Source organism: Marinomonas sp. ABL3_031, from assembly GCF_056161265.1.
In genome coordinates this window covers 199,193-217,589 of sequence record NZ_JBSWYU010000004.1, presented here as the reverse complement: position 1 = coordinate 217,589, position 18,397 = coordinate 199,193, and the positions used below count along the sequence as shown (strand labels likewise).

Annotated in this window: 17 protein-coding genes; 4 read left to right on the top strand and 13 right to left on the bottom strand. The window is 41.7% G+C overall.

What is annotated here, in order from left to right:
* Positions 1 to 77: 77 nt before the first annotated feature.
* The 3 genes from cobU to cbiB are packed head-to-tail and all read right to left on the bottom strand — an operon-like array spanning position 78 to position 2,637.
* Complete coding sequence (gene cobU, locus ACXAH2_RS07105) at positions 78 to 587, bottom strand: bifunctional adenosylcobinamide kinase/adenosylcobinamide-phosphate guanylyltransferase (RefSeq protein WP_475077479.1); 510 nt, start codon at positions 585 to 587, stop codon at positions 78 to 80.
* Positions 584 to 1,666, bottom strand: a complete 1,083-nt coding sequence (locus ACXAH2_RS07100) for an aminotransferase class I/II-fold pyridoxal phosphate-dependent enzyme (protein WP_475077478.1) — start codon at positions 1,664 to 1,666, stop codon at positions 584 to 586. Before ACXAH2_RS07100 ends, cobU begins: the two co-directional genes overlap by 4 nt.
* Positions 1,651 to 2,637 (bottom strand): adenosylcobinamide-phosphate synthase CbiB, encoded by a 987-nt coding sequence (cbiB, locus tag ACXAH2_RS07095; protein WP_475077477.1) that lies wholly within the window; start codon positions 2,635 to 2,637, stop codon positions 1,651 to 1,653. Before cbiB ends, ACXAH2_RS07100 begins: the two co-directional genes overlap by 16 nt.
* Before the next feature lie 76 nt (positions 2,638 to 2,713).
* Between cbiB and ACXAH2_RS07090 the strand changes: the two genes are divergently transcribed.
* The gene (locus ACXAH2_RS07090; RefSeq protein ID WP_475077476.1) at positions 2,714 to 4,192 is read left to right on the top strand and encodes a cobyric acid synthase; all 1,479 of its coding nucleotides are present in this window, start codon (positions 2,714 to 2,716) and stop codon (positions 4,190 to 4,192) included.
* A gap of 80 nt (positions 4,193 to 4,272) precedes the next feature.
* On the opposite strand, the gene galE is transcribed toward ACXAH2_RS07090, so the two are convergent.
* Positions 4,273 to 5,295 carry a UDP-glucose 4-epimerase GalE gene (gene galE / locus ACXAH2_RS07085; RefSeq protein WP_475077475.1) on the bottom strand — a complete coding sequence of 341 codons (1,023 nt, stop codon included), beginning with the start codon at positions 5,293 to 5,295 and terminating at the stop codon, positions 4,273 to 4,275.
* A gap of 52 nt (positions 5,296 to 5,347) precedes the next feature.
* Complete coding sequence (locus tag ACXAH2_RS07080) at positions 5,348 to 6,700, bottom strand: MATE family efflux transporter (protein ID WP_475077474.1); 1,353 nt, start codon at positions 6,698 to 6,700, stop codon at positions 5,348 to 5,350.
* A gap of 686 nt (positions 6,701 to 7,386) precedes the next feature.
* On the opposite strand from ACXAH2_RS07080, the gene ACXAH2_RS07075 reads away from it, so the two are divergent.
* Positions 7,387 to 8,082: an FKBP-type peptidyl-prolyl cis-trans isomerase gene (locus ACXAH2_RS07075; protein ID WP_475077473.1), complete on the top strand. Its 696-nt coding sequence runs from the start codon at positions 7,387 to 7,389 to the stop codon at positions 8,080 to 8,082.
* A 96-nt stretch (positions 8,083 to 8,178) separates the two neighbouring features.
* On the opposite strand, the gene ACXAH2_RS07070 is transcribed toward ACXAH2_RS07075, so the two are convergent.
* The gene (locus ACXAH2_RS07070) at positions 8,179 to 9,432 is read right to left on the bottom strand and encodes an O-antigen ligase family protein (protein WP_475077472.1); all 1,254 of its coding nucleotides are present in this window, start codon (positions 9,430 to 9,432) and stop codon (positions 8,179 to 8,181) included.
* Between the two features lie 149 nt (positions 9,433 to 9,581).
* Between ACXAH2_RS07070 and ACXAH2_RS07065 the strand changes: the two genes are divergently transcribed.
* Positions 9,582 to 10,976 (top strand): undecaprenyl-phosphate glucose phosphotransferase, encoded by a 1,395-nt coding sequence (locus ACXAH2_RS07065; protein WP_475077471.1) that lies wholly within the window; start codon positions 9,582 to 9,584, stop codon positions 10,974 to 10,976.
* Positions 10,977 to 10,980: 4 nt separating this feature from the next.
* Positions 10,981 to 12,009, top strand: a complete 1,029-nt coding sequence (locus ACXAH2_RS07060) for an EpsG family protein (RefSeq protein WP_475077470.1) — start codon at positions 10,981 to 10,983, stop codon at positions 12,007 to 12,009.
* A 53-nt stretch (positions 12,010 to 12,062) separates the two neighbouring features.
* Here ACXAH2_RS07060 and ACXAH2_RS07055 read toward each other — a convergent pair whose 3' ends face one another.
* Genes ACXAH2_RS07055 through ACXAH2_RS07025 form a run of 7 tightly spaced genes read right to left on the bottom strand, consistent with a single transcriptional unit; the run spans position 12,063 to position 18,395 of the window.
* Positions 12,063 to 12,983, bottom strand: coding sequence for a glycosyltransferase family 2 protein (locus ACXAH2_RS07055; protein WP_475077469.1), 921 nt, complete (start codon positions 12,981 to 12,983; stop codon positions 12,063 to 12,065).
* The gene (gene rfbD / locus ACXAH2_RS07050; protein ID WP_475077468.1) at positions 12,980 to 13,858 is read right to left on the bottom strand and encodes a dTDP-4-dehydrorhamnose reductase; all 879 of its coding nucleotides are present in this window, start codon (positions 13,856 to 13,858) and stop codon (positions 12,980 to 12,982) included. The genes ACXAH2_RS07055 and rfbD overlap by 4 nt, the downstream gene beginning before the upstream one ends.
* The gene (gene rfbC / locus ACXAH2_RS07045; RefSeq protein ID WP_475077467.1) at positions 13,858 to 14,394 is read right to left on the bottom strand and encodes a dTDP-4-dehydrorhamnose 3,5-epimerase; all 537 of its coding nucleotides are present in this window, start codon (positions 14,392 to 14,394) and stop codon (positions 13,858 to 13,860) included. The genes rfbD and rfbC overlap by 1 nt, the downstream gene beginning before the upstream one ends.
* Positions 14,395 to 14,434: 40 nt before the next feature.
* Positions 14,435 to 15,316 (bottom strand): glucose-1-phosphate thymidylyltransferase RfbA, encoded by an 882-nt coding sequence (rfbA, locus tag ACXAH2_RS07040; RefSeq protein ID WP_475077466.1) that lies wholly within the window; start codon positions 15,314 to 15,316, stop codon positions 14,435 to 14,437.
* Positions 15,317 to 15,326: 10 nt separating this feature from the next.
* A complete protein-coding gene (gene rfbB, locus ACXAH2_RS07035; protein WP_475077465.1) occupies positions 15,327 to 16,409 on the bottom strand; it encodes a dTDP-glucose 4,6-dehydratase in 1,083 nt (360 codons plus the stop codon).
* Positions 16,410 to 16,443: 34 nt separating this feature from the next.
* Complete coding sequence (locus tag ACXAH2_RS07030; RefSeq protein ID WP_475077464.1) at positions 16,444 to 17,331, bottom strand: glycosyltransferase family 2 protein; 888 nt, start codon at positions 17,329 to 17,331, stop codon at positions 16,444 to 16,446.
* Positions 17,331 to 18,395 (bottom strand): EpsG family protein, encoded by a 1,065-nt coding sequence (locus tag ACXAH2_RS07025; RefSeq protein ID WP_475077463.1) that lies wholly within the window; start codon positions 18,393 to 18,395, stop codon positions 17,331 to 17,333. The genes ACXAH2_RS07030 and ACXAH2_RS07025 overlap by 1 nt, the downstream gene beginning before the upstream one ends.
* Positions 18,396 to 18,397 lie beyond the last annotated feature (2 nt).

Below are 18,397 nucleotides of genomic sequence, written 5' to 3'. Positions count from 1 at the left end.
CGCAAACTGCTTTCGATACGAAACAGGGTCGATCTTAAGCATTTGATAAGGACGATTTCAAGGTACTGGAAGGCTGGCTATTTTAACGGCATTGGCAATCCGGCTGCAACAAAAGTTACCCGATCGGTCAGTTTCACCAACGCCTGATTTAACAATCCCGCTTCATCGCCAAAACGCCGTGCTAACGCATTCATCGGCATAATGCCCAGTCCAACTTCGCTGGCTACCATGACCAAGTCACCTTGAAAACTCTCAACCGCTTCCATGAGTGCCGCTCGTTGCTGAGCAAAGGTGTCTTCGTTTTCCAAACACAACAGATTGCTCAGCCACAAGCTTAAACATTCCACTATGACGGCTTTGCCTGAACCACTCAATGCACCCAAAGTGCGAGCCAGTTCAATAGGCTCTTCAATCAGCTGCCAATCAGCGGGACGGTTATCTTTATGCTGAGCAACTCGCTTAGCCATTTCCTCATCAAAAACCTGAGACGTGGCAATATAACAAACAGGCTTATGGTGCTCAGCAACCAATTGTTGAGCGAATGCGCTTTTGCCACTGCGCACTCCACCTATGACTAAATGTTTCAAGCTAACTCTCGGCCTCCCGCCCCTTTTAATAACCGGATTAAGGATTTATCCAAATCCTCTAGCTCTGCCATGGCGGGCATGGCGACTCTTATCCAGCCTTCTCCCAAACGAGTGTGCACACCGACTTGGTGCAACATGGCGAAAACTTGCTCAGCATAACACTGATCAGCCAATCGCCAAGTGGTGAACAAGGGATGCAAAGCATAATCCTGCGAGTCGAAAATGGTATTGAATTTAGGCAATACTTTTTCAACAAAAGCCGCTTGTCGAACCTGTAACTTTGCTTTGGCGGAGTGTTGCCAAGCGTTATCTTGTAATGCCAAATTCACTAGATGCAAACTTGCCGTTGAGACCGGCCAGGGCCCAATCAAGTTATTCAAACTCTGCTGCCACTCAGTATGACTAAAAGCAAAACCAACTCGAGCACCAGCCAAACCAAAAAACTTGCCGACAGAGCGCATCACAAATAAACCCCTTGGCCAGTTGTCTGGATTCCACTTAGTCAGCAAACTCTGTTCGGGCTCAACATCGACAAAAGCTTCATCCACTACCAACCAAGCACCTTGCTGCTCTGCTCGCTGGATAAGTGAATTGAACAATGCCGGATCCGTCCATTCTGCCGACGGGTTATTAGGTTGAATCAGGACAGCCACAGCCCAAGATTTTTCTAGTAGCTGGTGAGCATGATGATAATGCACCACCTCATAGCCCCACTTTTGCCAAGCAAAAGCATGTTCTTGATAGCCAATGTGCGGCACATAGACGCGCTTATTATCGTTATTGAGAGCTTCGCGTTTTAATAACGGTAAGGCTTCGATGATTTGCTGACTACCTGAGGTGATCGCAGTCGGGCGCACACCGTAATACTGCGTCGCTGTCTCAAATAAGGCCGTTTGATCCGGCAGCGCCAACCAGTATTCCGGTTCAATATGAGGAATGGGCCAAGGCTCACGATTACAGGCAGAAGATAGATCAAGCCAATGTTGCGCTGCATTTTGCTGTCTCTGCCAAGCCTCAATATCACCGCCATGAGCCAAACTTGGGGCATTCAGATTAGCCGCTCCTAAAACAGCAGACATATGACGAGTCCCCATAAATACACACTTCTGTCCACCAGCTCGATCGCTCTTGCAATGTCATCAGGTCGAGGGGATCGTCCTTCGCCCAAAACCGGCCTGTCTTGCACTTGACCAAAATAAGGCGCTTTACCGCCAAGGACCAAACCAAGCGCTCCAGCACCTGCTGCCATCACAGGGCCAGCATTAGGGCTTTTCCAGCTGGCTGAAGGTCGTCGCGCACTGCGCAGCGCGGCATGCCATTGACCGCAAGCCCCATAGGTGTAAACCACCAAACGGGCTGGCAAATAATTGAGGACATCATCAGCTCGCGCAGCAAACCAACCATAATGCTGAAAGGTTTCGTTTTTATAACCCCACATGGCATCCAAGGTGTTGGCCAATCGATACACAAATAACCCAGGCACACCCGCCACAATGAACCAGAAAATGGGAGCAAAAATAGCATCGCTGCCATTTTCCAAAACCGATTCAATACTGGCTTTGGCGACGTCATCGACGGACAAGTTTTGTGTGTCACGACTGACTATATGACCAACCGCTTCACGTGCTTGCTGCAATGCGCTGTCATCTTCTGTCGCGTCCGTTGACGATGTATCAAGCTTTCTCGCCCTCATCAATGGCTCAGACACGGCTTGAGCGTGTTCTCTTAGGCTTTGCCAACCAATGGCAAAATACACCAACACCACCGACAAGGTATTATCGAGCCAAGCGGGTAACACAGTATACAAGGCCCACAACAAGAGCAACCAAGGGCCGATGGCCAAACACCAAGCCAAAGCTCCGGCGCGATTTTGTTGCGCTGGCTGAGCAGTGAGCGGCACCACAGTGTAGGTACGCACCAGATCCACCCAGCGGCCAAACCAGATCAATGGATGCCAAGATTTTGGTTCCCCCAGCAATCTGTCTAATAATAAAGCGATGATCAGAATCAGCGCATTGGTCGATATAAAGTCAAATATTGAAGTCATCATGAATATTGGTCGTTTTTCAGCAATCAGAAGATTGGGTAGAATTCTAACATCGAATTGATTTAAACGTGATGACTTGATGCCTGCCTTTCATTTAATGGTCCAAGGGACCACTTCCGACGCCGGAAAAAGCACTTTGGTGACGGCGTTATGCCGTTTGTTTGTGAGACGCGGTATTTCCGTCGCGCCCTTTAAACCACAAAATATGGCATTGAACAGCGCGGTTACCCAAGATGGCAATGAAATTGGTCGCGCCCAAGCCGTGCAGGCACAAGCCGCCAATTTAGAGCCAAACGTAGACATGAACCCAATATTGCTCAAGCCCAATACGGATACGGGGGCGCAAGTCATCATTCAAGGCAAAGCCGTCGGTAATATGAACGCGGTGGGTTATCACCAATACAAAACCATTGCCAAACAAGCGGCGTTGGACTCTTTTCATCGTCTTGCCTCACAGTACCAAGCGGTATTAATCGAAGGGGCTGGTAGCCCTGCTGAAATCAACCTACGCGCCCGTGACATTGCCAACATGGGGTTTGCCGAAAGTATCGATTGCCCCGTCATCATCATTGCCGACATAGACAAAGGCGGTGTGTTTGCGCATCTCGTTGGCACATTAGAGCTGCTTAGCCAAAGTGAGCAAGATCGAGTCATCGGTTTTGTGATTAACCGCTTTCGCGGCGACATTAGCTTATTACAGTCTGGATTGGATTGGTTAGAAGAACGCACCGGGAAACCTGTACTTGGGGTTTTGCCTTACCTGACCGGCTTTCATTTGGAGTCAGAAGACGCCGTCGCCAAGAGTCCATTAAAAGAGAATCAAACCGCCAAACTGCATGTGGTCATTCCTGTCATGCCGCGTACCAGCAATCACACAGATTGGGACGCGTTACGCTTACATCCTGAAGTACAAGTGACCTTGGTGGGCGCCAATGAGAGCATACCAGCAGCGGATTTAGTGATATTACCTGGCAGCAAGAGTGTACAAACCGATCTCGGTTTTCTACGTCAACAAGGTTGGGAAGCGTACCTAAACAAACACCTACGATACGGTGGCAAGGTAATCGGTATTTGTGGCGGTTTTCAAATGCTAGGCGAAAGCCTGAGCGACCCCTTAGGCTTAGAAAACAACACCACTGGCGCAACAGCTCAAGGGTTTGGCTTTATCCCGATGACCACAGTATTGGCAGAAGAAAAACAGCTCAAACAACGACAAGGTAAGTTGATCAAAAACAACGCCGACTTAACTGGCTATGAAATTCATTCTGGGGTCTCAGAATTCACCGCTGAACACCAAGCCTTGGTACAATTAGAAAATGGTGAAATGGAAGGCTACCACTCCGCTGATGACCAAATCATCGGCACCTATTTACACGGTTTGTTTGACCACCCTAACGCCCTAAACGCTTTACTAAACTGGGCGGGACATCAACAAAGCCAAGCTTTTGATTACACGGCTTATCGAGAAAGTGAAATTGAACGACTCGCCGACAGCGTTGAGCAGCATATGGATATCGATGAGTTGATTGAGACCTGTCGTGGGTTTAACCGGATGTAGTGTTAAGCCCTTACAACGTGACCCCCTTCAACTCCCCCTTGGAAAGGGGGAGCTTAGTAAAAAGAGCTAGGGTGGGGTTATCAATCACCAAAACCATTGGGATTCTGACTCTGCCATTTCCATGCATCACGACACATGTCTTCCAAATCCAAGCTAACTTGCCAATCTAATATGGCTTGTGCCTTATCGGCATTGGCGTAAAATTCGGCAATATCACCCGCTCGTCTTGGTTCAATGGTATAAGGGATAGGATTTCCACAGGCGTTTTCAAACGCTGCAACTACCTCTAATACGCTATAGCCCTTACCCGCACCAAGATTGTAAGCCTCAATACTTGGTGTTGATTGCTTAGCAAGCTGTTCCAAGGCTTTGATATGACCAAGCGCCAAATCCACCACATGGATGTAGTCTCGCACGCCAGTGCCATCATGAGTTGGGTAATCGCCACCAAACACGCTGAGTTTATCCCGTTTACCAACGGCAACTTGCGCAATATAAGGCATCAAATTATTGGGAATGCCACTTGGGTCTTCACCAATCAAACCACTTGGATGAGCGCCTACCGGATTAAAATAACGCAATAGGGATACATTCCAACGCGGATCGGCAACAAACGCATCTTGTAAGAATTGCTCGATCATGACTTTCGTTCGCCCGTATGGACTGGTGGAACTCAGCGGAAAATGCTCAACATAGGGAATAGGATTATTCTCACCGTATACGGTTGCCGATGAACTAAACACCAGATTAAATACCTGATGTTTAGCCATTACTTCCAACAAGAGCAAGGTACTAGTTAGATTATTATGATAGTAAGTCAGCGGTATTTGCGTAGACTCGCCAACCGCCTTGAGCCCTGCAAAATGAATCACTGCATCAATATCGTGCTGAGCAAAAATAGCCTCAAGCGCAGCTTTATCGAGCAAATCCGCTTCATAAAAAGTCACGGATTGATTCGTGATGGCCTGAATTCGATTCAGCACCTCCGCATTAGAATTGCACAGGTTATCAATCACAATGACCTGATAACCTTGCTCCAATAACTCTACACAAGTGTGGCTACCGATAAATCCTGTGCCGCCAGTGACTAAAATTTGCTTCATATTCATTCCCTACCTTAATCCTAAATACATAATGCAATAAATTGATATAAGATCACGCCACTTCCCGTGGTGAGGCAATGCGTTTTCCTTGATAACGTTTCAATACCACTCGAAAACGCAGAATCAAAATCGTCGCCAATAAAGTCAATCCCGCACCCAAACCAATATAAAACCCTCGCAAGGACAAGGTGTCTGACCAAGGGCTATAGTGCGACAACCAAAAGCCTAATGGAATGCTCAAGCCAAACAAGGACACAGCAAAAGCAATCATGGAAGATCGCGTGTCTCTAAAACCACGTAGTGCTCCAGTGAAAACCGTCTGGAGCATGTCTGGGAATTGATAAAAAGCAGAAATCACTAAGATACTCGCCGCCAAGGCAACCACTTCTTCATCTCGGCTATAAAGGTAAGGTATCTGCTGATGAAAAACTTGAGTCAAGATAAAACACGTAAAGACATAGCCAGAACCCAGCATCACAATCACACGAAGGCGTTTCATTACCCCTTCCACGCCCTCTTTCGACATGGCTTTGGCGACAATAATGGCCGTTACCGCACTCATAGCCATCAAGGGAGTAAACAAAATCGAGGTATAAGACAGCACAATTTGACCGCCGCCTAGCGCCAAATCACCAAAGGAAGAAATTAGCCAAGTCATGGAAGAGAAGAGTCCTACCTCAAACGCAAAGGCAAAGCCTGCTGGCATCCCCACATTCAGCAAAATGCCAAATTGACGGGTATAACGCCAAACAATATGGGTAAATAAAGGCGATTTGTTGATAAAGCGGTCATATAAGAAGAAAGCAAATACCGCAATGTACAATGACAAACACGATGCAATGGCTGCGCCTTTCGCCCCCATTTCTGGAAAACCAAAGTTCCCGAAGATCAGCACATAGTTAAACAGTATATTTAACAGCAAACCGACACTGGCAACGAATAAGGGAAAAGCGGGCCGCCCTGCCGCTTCAAATAAATTTTTGTATGCTGTCATCAAGGCTAGCATGGGCAATGCTGGCGCAAAGAGATACAAATAGGTCACGGACACTTCGCGCGTTTCAGGCTCGGATGCCATGGCTTCAGCAAACTGCGGCAAGATGATGATAGTAATAAGAACCGCCACTAAACCTAAAGATACTGATAAGCCTAAGGCTTGTGACATGTATAAATTGACCAGTTTAGGCTGTCGACCATGCAAATGACGCGTGACCAAGGGTGTAATTCCAAAGGTAACACCAATTAAGAAGCAGCCTATTGGCATCCACAAGCTTGAAGCTAACCCCACTGCCGCCAAATGCAAAGCATCATAGTGCCCCAGCATCACCGTATCCACCACACTGATCGACAACTCCAAGGTCATGGTCAAAATCATGGGGAACAGCAAATGCAGAACTTCTTTTAACACCACAAAACTCTTAAACACAGGCAACCAATCCATACAGCCAAAACAAAGCCGCTAATCTAACACCATGAGATAACTAACACCACCTAACGTATAATCCGAACGCTTGAGTATTTTATTTCCTCACTCATCAAACCTACAATCCAATTAACACCGTAGGTGGAATAAGCGAAACGCAGTACAAGGGTGTTTCACACCAAACTAAATTTCTTGTTCCCTCATCTTTCCAAGGAGAAGGCCTTGCTAATAGCTCGTTCTCTCAACCGTCAAAAATCCGTCAAGACTCAATTGTAAAGAAACACGCTTTTGCAAACACTGTCATGCTTTTGTAAAAGCGATTGTATCCCACTATCGGCGCGCATTAATCTCACTTTACGTCTTGTGCTTTGTAGAACCATTCTTTTAAAAAAGAGAGATCTTTTGAAACTCAAACAAAGTGTGCAGGTGAAGGGGTCGCTTTGGTATAGTGAGACACATAAGATTGGCGTAACCTAGCAAGGTTATGTTAGAACACTTATGTTATAAAAGAGCGACGGATCTGATTTTACAAAGCACGAGGCTTATCATACGCTTTCCGTTTTGTTATCGCCTTGTCAATCAACTGAAAAATAAAGGGTAGTAGAATCAAACTCCGTCGAAAGCAAATCCACTCGTGTGGTAATTAATTCAACAATGGAACACTTTTTATTATGAAAAAAACTCTCATCGCGACGTTAATGATGTCTTCCGTTGCCCTTGCACATGCTCACGACCATGATGTGACACTGGATACTAAAGAACAAAAACTGGGTTACAGCATGGGCACTATGTTTGGTTCGCGTATGGCGCAAAATCTTCCGGAATTAGATATAGATACCTTCATCGAAGGCTTCAAATCGGCTTATCAAGGCGAAGAACCTAAAATGACCATGGAAGAAATCACTCAATCTATTCAAAGCTTCCAGCAAGAAGAAATGGAAAAAGCCCAGCTTGAACAGCAAAAAGTGATGGAAGAGTCAAAAGCCGCATCTGACGCCTGGTTAGCTGAAAAAGCCAAAGAAGATGGCGTGATGAAAACGGATTCAGGTCTGATGTACAAAGTCATCACCAAAGGCGATGGCGACATGCCAAACGCAACTGATACCGTAAAAGTGGATTACGAAGGTTCACTCATCGACGGAACCGTTTTTGACAGCTCTTACGAACGTGGCGAGCCAATCACCTTCCAACTTGATGGCGTTATCCCTGGTTGGACTGAAGGCTTACAACTAATGCCTGTTGGCTCTAAATACGAGCTTTACATCCCATCTGACCTAGCCTACGGCCCAGGTGGCACAGGCCCAATCCCACCAAACGCAGCGCTGAAATTTGTTGTTGAATTGCACGGTATTGAAAAGGCTGAGTAAAGGCTAGAGACCTTCATTCAAAAGCCATAAAATCGAAAGCCGCTGATTTGACTAAATCAGCGGCTTTATTTGTTCACAAAAGTATTCACAGTAGAGTCAATCTGAAGCTTCAGCTTTCGCTAATTCTTCTCTCTCAGCCCAACGAACAGCGGCCCAGAAGTATACAATTGGAAAAGCGTACATCACCACACCAATATTATGACTAAACATCACTTGAGATAAACCAAAATCCATGTAGCACATCGGCACTAGAGCGCCAGCCATAGCATAGGCTCGGATACTCCAATTATCCTGATACTGTTTCATCTTAGCCAAAAATAGCTTTAGAGGAACAAGATACACTAGCATCAATGCAACAAAACCCAATATTCCAGTTAAACCCAGAGCATTTAAATATTCATTATGAGCATGAGAATGCTTCAGAACCTTCGCTGATACGATACCTTTTTGAACTAAATCCTGCTTAAATGAATAGCTTCCATACTCTCCAACACCAACTAAAGGGGAGGCCTCGAACATCTTAATAGCTGCTTTCCACATCTCGAATCTTAAACCAACTGATGACTCTTTATCGACACCTTGACCATAAAGAGCAACTTCATTTAACGCTTGATTAATTCTTCCCTCTATTCCCGTTTGCGGCACAAAAAAAGCCGTAAAAGCAAACACAAAAAGTGATAAAGCAACTTTCAACAACCGATTCTTGCCTAACAGAAAACGACTATTCCACAACAAAAACAGTCCTACTAATGGTAACGCTACCCACCCCCCTCTTGAAGCGGACATAATAGATGCTGCAATACCGCACAGACACCCTAGCAATGACAAAACTATCAAAAACACTCTTTTATTGCTAAAAAAGTACAACGCGCTTACAAAACTTAGCAGGCCAAGCATCATTGCTATGTTACCAAACATAATTGGATGCTCATCTCCATGTGCACGCCCTAAACCAAGATATATTCGCTCATATACACCAAGAAAGGCAGCACTTATCGCCCCCAATACCACCCCATAAAACAACCATTCTCTTGGACCATTTAAACGAATTAATAACAATACAATGGGTAACACTAAAATAAAGCGAGAGGGGCGATCCAGTTCACGTATGTGAAATCCATCTAAATACACAAAAAAGAACATAACTGAACCATAAAGTGCAAATATAAATATCAACTGTAAATCACTGTTATCAACACAAGACTTCGAATCTCGTACAAATAAGAAAGCTATGCCTAGTAAAAAAATTAAAGTAGCTCCAATGTTATATCCAGAGGGATAACTAAGAGAAATGACAAAAGTCAAGGAAGCAAAAAACCAAACACAATAATTAAAAAGCCTATCCAGCATGTACAAAACCTATCTTTAAAATGTCATAATCAATTAAGTTCAAAAAATATAATGAATTAGCCTTACCTGAACCCAATAAGGTAGGCAAATGAAGCTGCAACATATAATGTAAACTACATATTGTACATAACAAACCAAGTGAGTACTAAGTGAAAACCGGATTATCTTTAAAAGAACATAGCGCTTCAATCGCATTGTCGTTACGTTTTCTTGATTTTATTTGTCTTATTACTAGTGGATTATTTAGCTATTGGTTACGATTCTCGAACTTCCAACTTGACTCAATATACCTAAACGTGCTGTTACTTGGTTCCCTGATTGGTATGATTATCTTAACTTACTTAGGAGCCTATCGCGCTTGGCGAGGAGCATCATTATCATCAGAGATGCGTTGTGTAATTGGAGCAACTTTTGGTACCTTTTTATTTCTTGTGATAAGTGCTTTTGCAACACAAACATCTGTTTTTTACTCAAGAATTTGGGTGGGGACTTGGTTAATCACTTCAACATTCATGATTTTGGGATATCGTTTTAGCCTTAGAGCGCTCTTGGGATCACTAAGAAAACGAGGCTTTAATATACGCCGTGTGATAATTATAGGCGATGGTGAGCTAGGGCAAGATGTAGCCAGCAGAATCATCTTGAGCCCAGAACTAGGTATGCAAGTCCAAGGCTTTATTACTGATTCCCCGAATAAATACAAAAAAACTCTAGTTAAAGAAATACCAATTCTCGGCACTATAGAAAACATTGACGATATTGTAAATAAATACCATACGGATCAAGTATGGATAGCATTACCCCTCAGCGAAGTTAAACGAATGGAAAAAGTGCAGTCTACATTAGCTACCAGCGCTGTTACTATTCGCATGGTTCCTGATATTTTTGGTTTTCAACTTCTAAACCACTCTCTTACAGAAGTGGCCGGTCTACCAGTCATTAATTTATCAACTTCTCACATGCTAGAAGGCAAAAACCGCTTCCTAAAAGAGCTGGAAGACAAGATACTATCAGCAATGATTTTACTAATGATCAGCCCAGTCTTGTTGACATTAGCTATAGGAGTCAAACTTTCTTCTCCAGGACCAATTTTCTATCGTCAAGAACGGGTAAGCTGGAACGGTCGCACTTTTAATATGCTCAAATTTCGTTCAATGACAATTGATAGTGAAAAAGAAGGCGTAAAGTGGGGAGGTGCCAAGGATATGTCTGTTACAAAGTTTGGTTCTTTTATCCGAAAAACCAGCCTAGACGAGCTACCTCAATTTTTAAACGTTTTAAAAGGTGATATGTCTATTGTAGGGCCACGCCCTGAACGCACCATGTTTGTTGAGCAGTTTAAAAACGAAATTCCCGGTTACATGCAGAAGCACACGGTCAAAGCTGGGATTACAGGTTGGGCTCAAGTAAATGGTTGGCGTGGTGACACAGACTTAAAAAAACGAATAGAACACGACCTTTACTATATCGAAAATTGGTCATTATGGTTCGATACGAAAGTAATTCTATTAACTGTTTTTAAAGGTTTCATCCAAAAGGACTAGCAATATGAAGGCTTGTGATTTTTTATATCAACAAAAAGTAGTAATCAGCTTTATATTATTGCTCCCTATTGCAACACTCCATTCCTTACACCTTTCATTAGACTCTCAAAATTATAGAGAAGCGTTTGAATTTTATAACGAAACAAGCTGGAATTTATTTTTTAATCAATTAAAAGAAATTGAATTATTTCATCTACTTATAGCAAAGATATATCCTCAAGATCAATTGCTTTATATATTTTCATTGATAGCTGGACTTTCAATCCTACTAAAAATAATGCTTATCAATAAAACAAGTCAAAACTACTACGCCTCAATTATTTTTTATTTAACATATTACTTTCCAATACATGAAGGCACCCAAATTAGAGTATCTTTAGCGATTGGCATAGCTTATTGGGGAATATTTTATTGGACAAAAAACAAAAAAAGAATTGGTTTTATCTTAGTATTATTTTCAGGGCTTTTCTTCCACTACTCCATATTAACTTTACTACCCGCATTCACTATACTATCTAAAAATAGAAGCAAATATATAATCATATCTTGGATATTGTTAGTAGTTTTATATTTTTTAAATATAAAACTACTAACAATCATAAAAAATATCTTAGATATACTTAGCATTTACAACATAGAATATGAAAAATTATCAACCTATCTATCAAGAATAGACCCAAACAGCAAGCCATACTCTATTCAAATCTTAATTTTATTGTCATCAACACTATTTGTATACTTTATAAAAAAGAAAGAGTTAAATGAATTTCAGCATGCATGCTTTAACTTGCTCTTATTTTCTTTCTGTATCTTGGTCTTACTTTCTGGAGAATCTGTACTACAAAACAGAATTAGTCAAATATATCGATTTTCTATTATTTTCATAATACCCTTGTATTTATCAACCCTTCAAGAACATTTACCCAAGAAATGGCAAGCCAATATTATATTTACAGTAACACTATTAATATACTACTTTATTTACAACTCAAAACTAACAGATATCGGTGCAATGTCCAGGCTAATAAGTTAATTTAAAGCTGGATACCTACCCAATAAAAAATCAAAACATAAAAAAGGAAGCAATCAAACAACACGATTCCAATAGCTTTTATACATTGAAAAAAACTTAGATAATGCCCCTCCTAACTTTTTATGCTTTTTACCAAGTTTGTAACCAAAATATTTAGCAAAAGATGTAAGAATAGAAATAATAAAATAGTAACAATAACGTTTATTATAGAGAAACTTAAGCTGTCCAATCGCGAATTTAATACCCTCACCTTCGACAGAGCCAAGTTCTTTTATCATCCAAGACTGAGTTGAGTGGAAAACACCAATATCAAAATATCGCTGGAACTCTTCTATAACAGAATAATTATGAGAATGTCTGACTTCAGCGTGAGCTACATACGCCACTTTCTTATCTGACAGCAACGCTTTTGCAGCAACATATGCATCTTCACCTAGTATCAAACGCTTGGGGAAACCACCAATAGTGCGCAAAAAGTCAACGCGGTAAGCTGCAAAAGAATTAGACATAAAAGCTTTCCGAAAACCTACCGGATATTCACTCTCTAGACTTGTTACATAGCTATGTAACCCATAACTGCTATATCGTGCATGTTGCGCTAATGGATTTGCATCTGCATGAGGTAACTGGCGACCATAAGCACAAACAACATTCGAATCTAAAGCAAAAATAGAGAGTAAATTAGAGATAGCTTTATCGCCCTCTAACAGAGCATCCTGAGTTAAAAACACCACAAATTCTGTATCTATATCTTCTAATGAATAAGATCGTGTACCACCATGATCAAAGTCCTTTTGATCAATCTGATTCACTTCAAAACCAAGTCCAGAAGCAACATCACGAGAGTTGTCTAGTGAAGACGAATCAATAACCTTTACCCTGAAAGTTGCAGGTAGCTGTCCAGAGAGACGGTGCGCAGCCTCTTCCCATCGTTTGCCACCATTATAAGTAGGGACAACAATTGTAGCGTTCATTGTTTCAACTTATCTAATACAAAATTAAGACTGTCTCTCCATGAGGACGTCTGAAGGCCAATCTCAGCTAGCGCCGTTGTAGACATTACTGAATACTCTGGCCGCTTTGCAGATGTCAGATATTGATCGGTGCCAATAGCTTTGAGCTGTGGCCGTTTAACAATTAAACCTAACGCCTCAGTTTTAGCAAAGATGGTACGGGCGAAACCATGCCAGCTGGTCGGTATATCACCGGAGTAATGATAAAGCCCCCACTCCAGCACCTTCCCCAACTCATGTTGCTCACAAATTTCTAAGATAGCTTGAGCCAAATCCCCAGCATAAGTTGGGCATCCGTACTGATCTGCTACAACACTAAGCTCACTTCTTTCTTTGGCTAAACGCACCATAGTTTTGACAAAATTATTTCCATACTCACTGAATACCCAAGAAGTACGTAGAATAATGTATTTTTCACACGCAGCAACAACAGCCTGCTCTCCCGCTAGCTTAGAAGCGCCATATACCCCTTGTGGATTTGTTATATCACAAACTTGATAAGGCTCAACTGCAGCCCCATCAAACACATAATCAGTTGATACATGGATAAGAGGTATATTTAACTGAGCAGCAAAATTTGCCAATATTTCAGGCCCAGTAGCATTAACGAGAAAAGCTTGCTCAGATTCAATTTCTGCTTTATCAACCCCCGTATAAGCTGCTGCATTAATAATAATATCAGGTTGAATATCACCAACAACCGCACCAACCTGTTCAACACTAGTTATATCCAACTCGGATGAAGAAAAGGCAAAAAGTTCATGATTTGTAGGAATGGCTATATCTTGAAAACAACGACCAAGCTGGCCATTTTTACCGGTGAGTAAAATACGCATCAGACCAACTCACCCAGTGCCAGACCACTCTGATCTTTAATAGACAAAATCGGCTCAATACCTTCAGGCCACTCAATGCCTACCGTAGGGTCATTCCACATCAAACAGCCTTCGTCAGACGGATCATAATAATCGGTGCACTTGTATTCGAAGTCCGCCACATCCGATAACACAACAAAGCCATGGGCTAAGCCTGGCGGCACCCAAAACTGCCGCTTATTATCTTCTGATAAAATAACGCCAGCCCACTGACCGTAAGTAGGTGAGCCTTTGCGGATATCTACAGCCACATCAAACACTTCACCACGCACAGCGCGAACTAACTTACCCTGCGGATTCGTTTTTTGAAAATGCAAACCGCGCAGTACATTTTTACCAGAACGAGAGTGGTTATCCTGCACAAAGGATAAATCGATCCCAGCCAGTTCTTTATAGCGTTCAGCCTGAAAGGTTTCTAGAAAAAAGCCGCGCTCATCACCAAACACCTTAGGCTCAATAATCACTACTCCGTCAATATTGGTTTTAATAACATCCATCACTCTTACCTTTCATTGATAGTCTTTAAATTAGTGGCCTTTATTGATAACCATCAGCGACTTTAAGCAAATATTGCCCATAACCTGTTTTTATCAATGCTTCGCCAGAAGCTCGCAACTGATCAGAACTAATCCATTGCTGACGATAAGCAATCTCTTCTAAACAAGCCACTTTTAACCCCTGACGATGCTCAACAGTTTGAACAAATTGTCCCGCTTCCAGCAAAGAATCATGTGTACCCGTATCCAACCAAGCAAAGCCACGCCCGAGTATGGAGACATGGAGATCACCACGATTGAGGTACGCCAAATTCACATCAGTGATCTCTAACTCACCGCGTGCTGATGGATTAATTTGTTTAGCAATTTCCACGACATCATTATCGTAAAAATAAAGTCCCGTCACCGCATAGGGTGAACTAGGATTTTCTGGCTTTTCTTCAATACTAACGGCTTTACCTGCCTCATCAAAGGCGACGACACCAAAGCGCTCAGGATCGGAAACATGATAACCAAATACGGTCGCGCCTTTATCTAGAGACGAGGCTTGCTTTAATTTTTCAGAGAAGTGCTGACCAAAGAAAATATTATCACCTAATATCAAAGCCACATCACTATCGCCGATAAACTCTTCACCGATGATAAACGCTTGCGCTAACCCATCTGGAGACGGTTGAATAGCATAACTGAGCTGAAGACCAAACTGGCTTCCATCCCCAAGAAGATCTTGAAAACTGGCTTGATCTTCTGGCGTAGTTATAATCAACACCTCACGAATACCCGCCAACATCAAAACAGATAACGGATAATAAATCATCGGTTTATCATATATGGGCATTAGCTGTTTAGACGTTGCTAAAGTGAGTGGATGTAAACGAGTACCACTTCCCCCCGCCAAAATAATACCTTTACGATTTTTCATACTCGACCTTTTATGCATCTTCGCCAATACGATGTAATTGATAGTCACCGCTTAGTACGCGCTGCCACCAATCTTGATTGCCTAAATACCATTGTACTGTTTTACGCATCCCTGTCTCAAAGGTTTCTTCCGGCTCCCAGCCTAACTCATTGGCAATTTTGCTAGCATCAATCGCATAACGAACATCATGACCAGGACGATCTTTAACATAAGTGATCAAATCTTGATAAGCATTCACGCCATCCGGTTTAATTGGAACAAGCTCTTCCAACAGAGCACAAATCGTTTTTACCACATCGATATTACGCTTTTCGTTATGACCACCAATATTATAGGTTTCACCAACTGCCCCCTCGGTTGCTACTTTCACCAAAGCACGAGCATGGTCTTCTACATATAACCAGTCACGAATTTGAGAGCCATCACCATAGACGGGCAAGTCTTTACCAGACAGGGCATTCAAAATCACATGAGGAATGAGTTTTTCAGGGAAATGATAAGGACCATAATTATTCGAGCAATTGGTCACAATTGTCGGCAAACCATAGGTACGCAACCAAGCACGAACTAAATGATCTGAACTGGCTTTGCTGGCAGAATAGGGCGAACTAGGTGCATAAGGCGTGGTTTCAGTAAATAGAGGCAACTCACCTTCTACCTCATCGGGATGTGATAAATCTCCATACACTTCATCGGTAGAAATATGATGAAAACGAAACGCGGATTTTTTATCATCCGTTAAACTCATCCAATATTTACGACTCGCTTCCAGCAAGGTATAAGTACCCACTACATTGGTCTGAATAAAATCGCCGGGGCCATCAATAGAACGGTCTACATGGCTTTCCGCTGCCAAATGCATCACTACATCTGGCTGATGCTCCCCAAACACCCTATCTAATTCAGCCGCATCGCAAATATCAACCTGCTCGAAAGCATAACGTTGGTCTTGCATAGACACAGGAATAGAGTCCAAATTACCTGCATAAGTCAGTTTATCTAGATTAACAACTGAATACTGAGTACTGTTCAGCAAATAACGCACAACAGAACTACCGATGAACCCCGCACCGCCAGTTACTAAAATTTTCATACTACACTATCTCTATTAATTCAATTTTCTAATGCTAAGGCTTCGGACCAAGGCGACCTATTAAACCATGCCACAATGCACATAAATTAGCCTTAAGATGCTGCCATTTTTGAGTACGAGCCAATAACGGATAACCTATACTGGTAGCTAATGTCAAAATTAAATAATGCATACGTGCACTAAATGGCAACAACCGATCATGTAAACATAAATACAACCCATTGCGGATAATAAAGTAATGTCTAAATGGGCTTCTGATAGATATCTGTTTATTAGCAACTTTAACCATTTCATCACCCAAGTTATGCTCAATCATAACATCACCACTACCAAAGACTGGATAGCCTTTGGCATTTGCACGCCAACACCACTCAAGATCAACCCAATCGATAAAAAAGTCTTCTCGCTTCTTACCTACCTCAGTAAAAGCCTCTTTAGGGATAACCATCCCTGATGCAATCAAATGAGCAACTGGATTGAGTCCTGGCACTGGTTGAAAACGTTTACAGTAGGGCTGAAATCGTACAAAAGGCTCAACGCGCTTCCTATTTAACTCAAAAAAACAAGGCCCAACAGCACCATATTGAATACCTATTTCCTCAAGTGAATCAATAATTTCTAACATTTTCTCTGCATAATTTGAAGCATAAATCGTATCTTGATCACTTAACCAAACATAATCAACGCCAGCAGAGAAGGCATTTTGAATCCCAATATTTTGAGCCTTAGCAATACCAACATTTTCACCCAAGTCAATTAAGGTAACAGACTCTGGAAGAACATCATACAAATCATCAATATTTGACGAACCATTATCAACCAAATAAACTGGGATATTGTTCCCTAAAATTTTAGAGATAACTACTTTAAAATAATCAATATCTGGATTAAAACTCACTACAACACAAGCGAGACGAGACATTAAAACAGGCTCCCATTTTCAGGCCACACGATCATACCTGCGCGTATAACATAATAATAAAAATAACCAATCAAAGCGCTAAAAACCAGCACATTAGAAACTAATTTATTTCTCGTGACCTCCAAGCAAAGCCTATAGTAAAATGGAAAAACAAAAACTAAGCCAAACCGAAAAATCTCACTAATTCTATTTTGCAAACTTTCAGCTCCTGCAAACACACCCAAAAAAACCAGAGATACAAAAACACAATTAAAACAAATTAATTCAAAAGAATTTAGACCATCTTTAAAGCGAAAAAAAACCATTAGCGATGTGACATATAATAAAAAAAATTGTATTGAATAGGGAGCTGATGTTTCATCAAATATTAAAGCATATGACCTTAACTGATTAAAGCCGATCCAACCTGGATCTATGTACAAAACTAACATTTTAAAAACATCAAGACCACTCACTCCTAACCACCAAAGCACAATCGAGCAAGGCCAGGCCAACATAAGAAAATAGGTTATCTTTTGATTGCGAAAAGCAAATATCAAGAAAAAGAAAGCTAGAGAATAATGAAATAAAAGCGCAGCACAGGAAATGACAAACAGAGCAAGAAAAAACCGACCTGAGCTGAAAAAGAATGCTCCCAAAAAAGCAATAGCAATAGCTAAAGAAACTCGAATCCCAGTACCATCTAGTAGCACAAAAAAATATGCAAAATACAAAAACAAAGACAGGTAAAAATCATTACTAGCTTTTTTTATTAAGATTAATTTAAGTGAGACAGAGCAGACTGCAATGACAGCAAACCATATAACACTTGGAAAACCATTAAAAATTTTCGCCAACGCCAAGAAAAAAAACTCATAATATTTAATTTCCCGCCATATTCGCGACCAACCTGTAGAACTGTATCTTTTAAATATATCTTGATAAGAAAATGAATCCAAGGAGAAATATGCCGAGATAATTGTAGCAAAAAAAATCAAAAATACAAAAATGCAAATAAAACTTAAAGAACTATAAATAGCACCCCAAGCTTTATAAACAAACCCTCTATTCACATTAACTTGCATAA

Bases quoted from the DNA above. Each gene is read 5' to 3' on its own strand.
- ACXAH2_RS07055 (WP_475077469.1), bottom strand. From the start codon at position 12,983: ATGAACGCTACAATTGTTGTCCCTACTTATAATGGTGGCAAACGATGG.
- ACXAH2_RS07025 (WP_475077463.1), bottom strand. From the start codon at position 18,395: ATGCAAGTTAATGTGAATAGAGGGTTTGTTTATAAAGCTTGGGGTGCT.
- ACXAH2_RS07090 (WP_475077476.1), top strand. From the start codon at position 2,714: ATGCCTGCCTTTCATTTAATGGTCCAAGGGACCACTTCCGACGCCGGA.
- ACXAH2_RS07030 (WP_475077464.1), bottom strand. From the start codon at position 17,331: ATGTCTCGTCTCGCTTGTGTTGTAGTGAGTTTTAATCCAGATATTGAT.
- rfbC (WP_475077467.1), bottom strand. From the start codon at position 14,394: ATGGATGTTATTAAAACCAATATTGACGGAGTAGTGATTATTGAGCCT.
- ACXAH2_RS07100 (WP_475077478.1), bottom strand. From the start codon at position 1,666: ATGTCTGCTGTTTTAGGAGCGGCTAATCTGAATGCCCCAAGTTTGGCT.
- cbiB (WP_475077477.1), bottom strand. From the start codon at position 2,637: ATGATGACTTCAATATTTGACTTTATATCGACCAATGCGCTGATTCTG.
- ACXAH2_RS07060 (WP_475077470.1), top strand. From the start codon at position 10,981: ATGAAGGCTTGTGATTTTTTATATCAACAAAAAGTAGTAATCAGCTTT.
- rfbB (WP_475077465.1), bottom strand. From the start codon at position 16,409: ATGAAAATTTTAGTAACTGGCGGTGCGGGGTTCATCGGTAGTTCTGTT.
- galE (WP_475077475.1), bottom strand. From the start codon at position 5,295: ATGAAGCAAATTTTAGTCACTGGCGGCACAGGATTTATCGGTAGCCAC.
- rfbA (WP_475077466.1), bottom strand. From the start codon at position 15,316: ATGAAAAATCGTAAAGGTATTATTTTGGCGGGGGGAAGTGGTACTCGT.
- ACXAH2_RS07070 (WP_475077472.1), bottom strand. From the start codon at position 9,432: ATGCTGGATAGGCTTTTTAATTATTGTGTTTGGTTTTTTGCTTCCTTG.
- rfbD (WP_475077468.1), bottom strand. From the start codon at position 13,858: ATGCGTATTTTACTCACCGGTAAAAATGGCCAGCTTGGTCGTTGTTTT.
- ACXAH2_RS07075 (WP_475077473.1), top strand. From the start codon at position 7,387: ATGAAAAAAACTCTCATCGCGACGTTAATGATGTCTTCCGTTGCCCTT.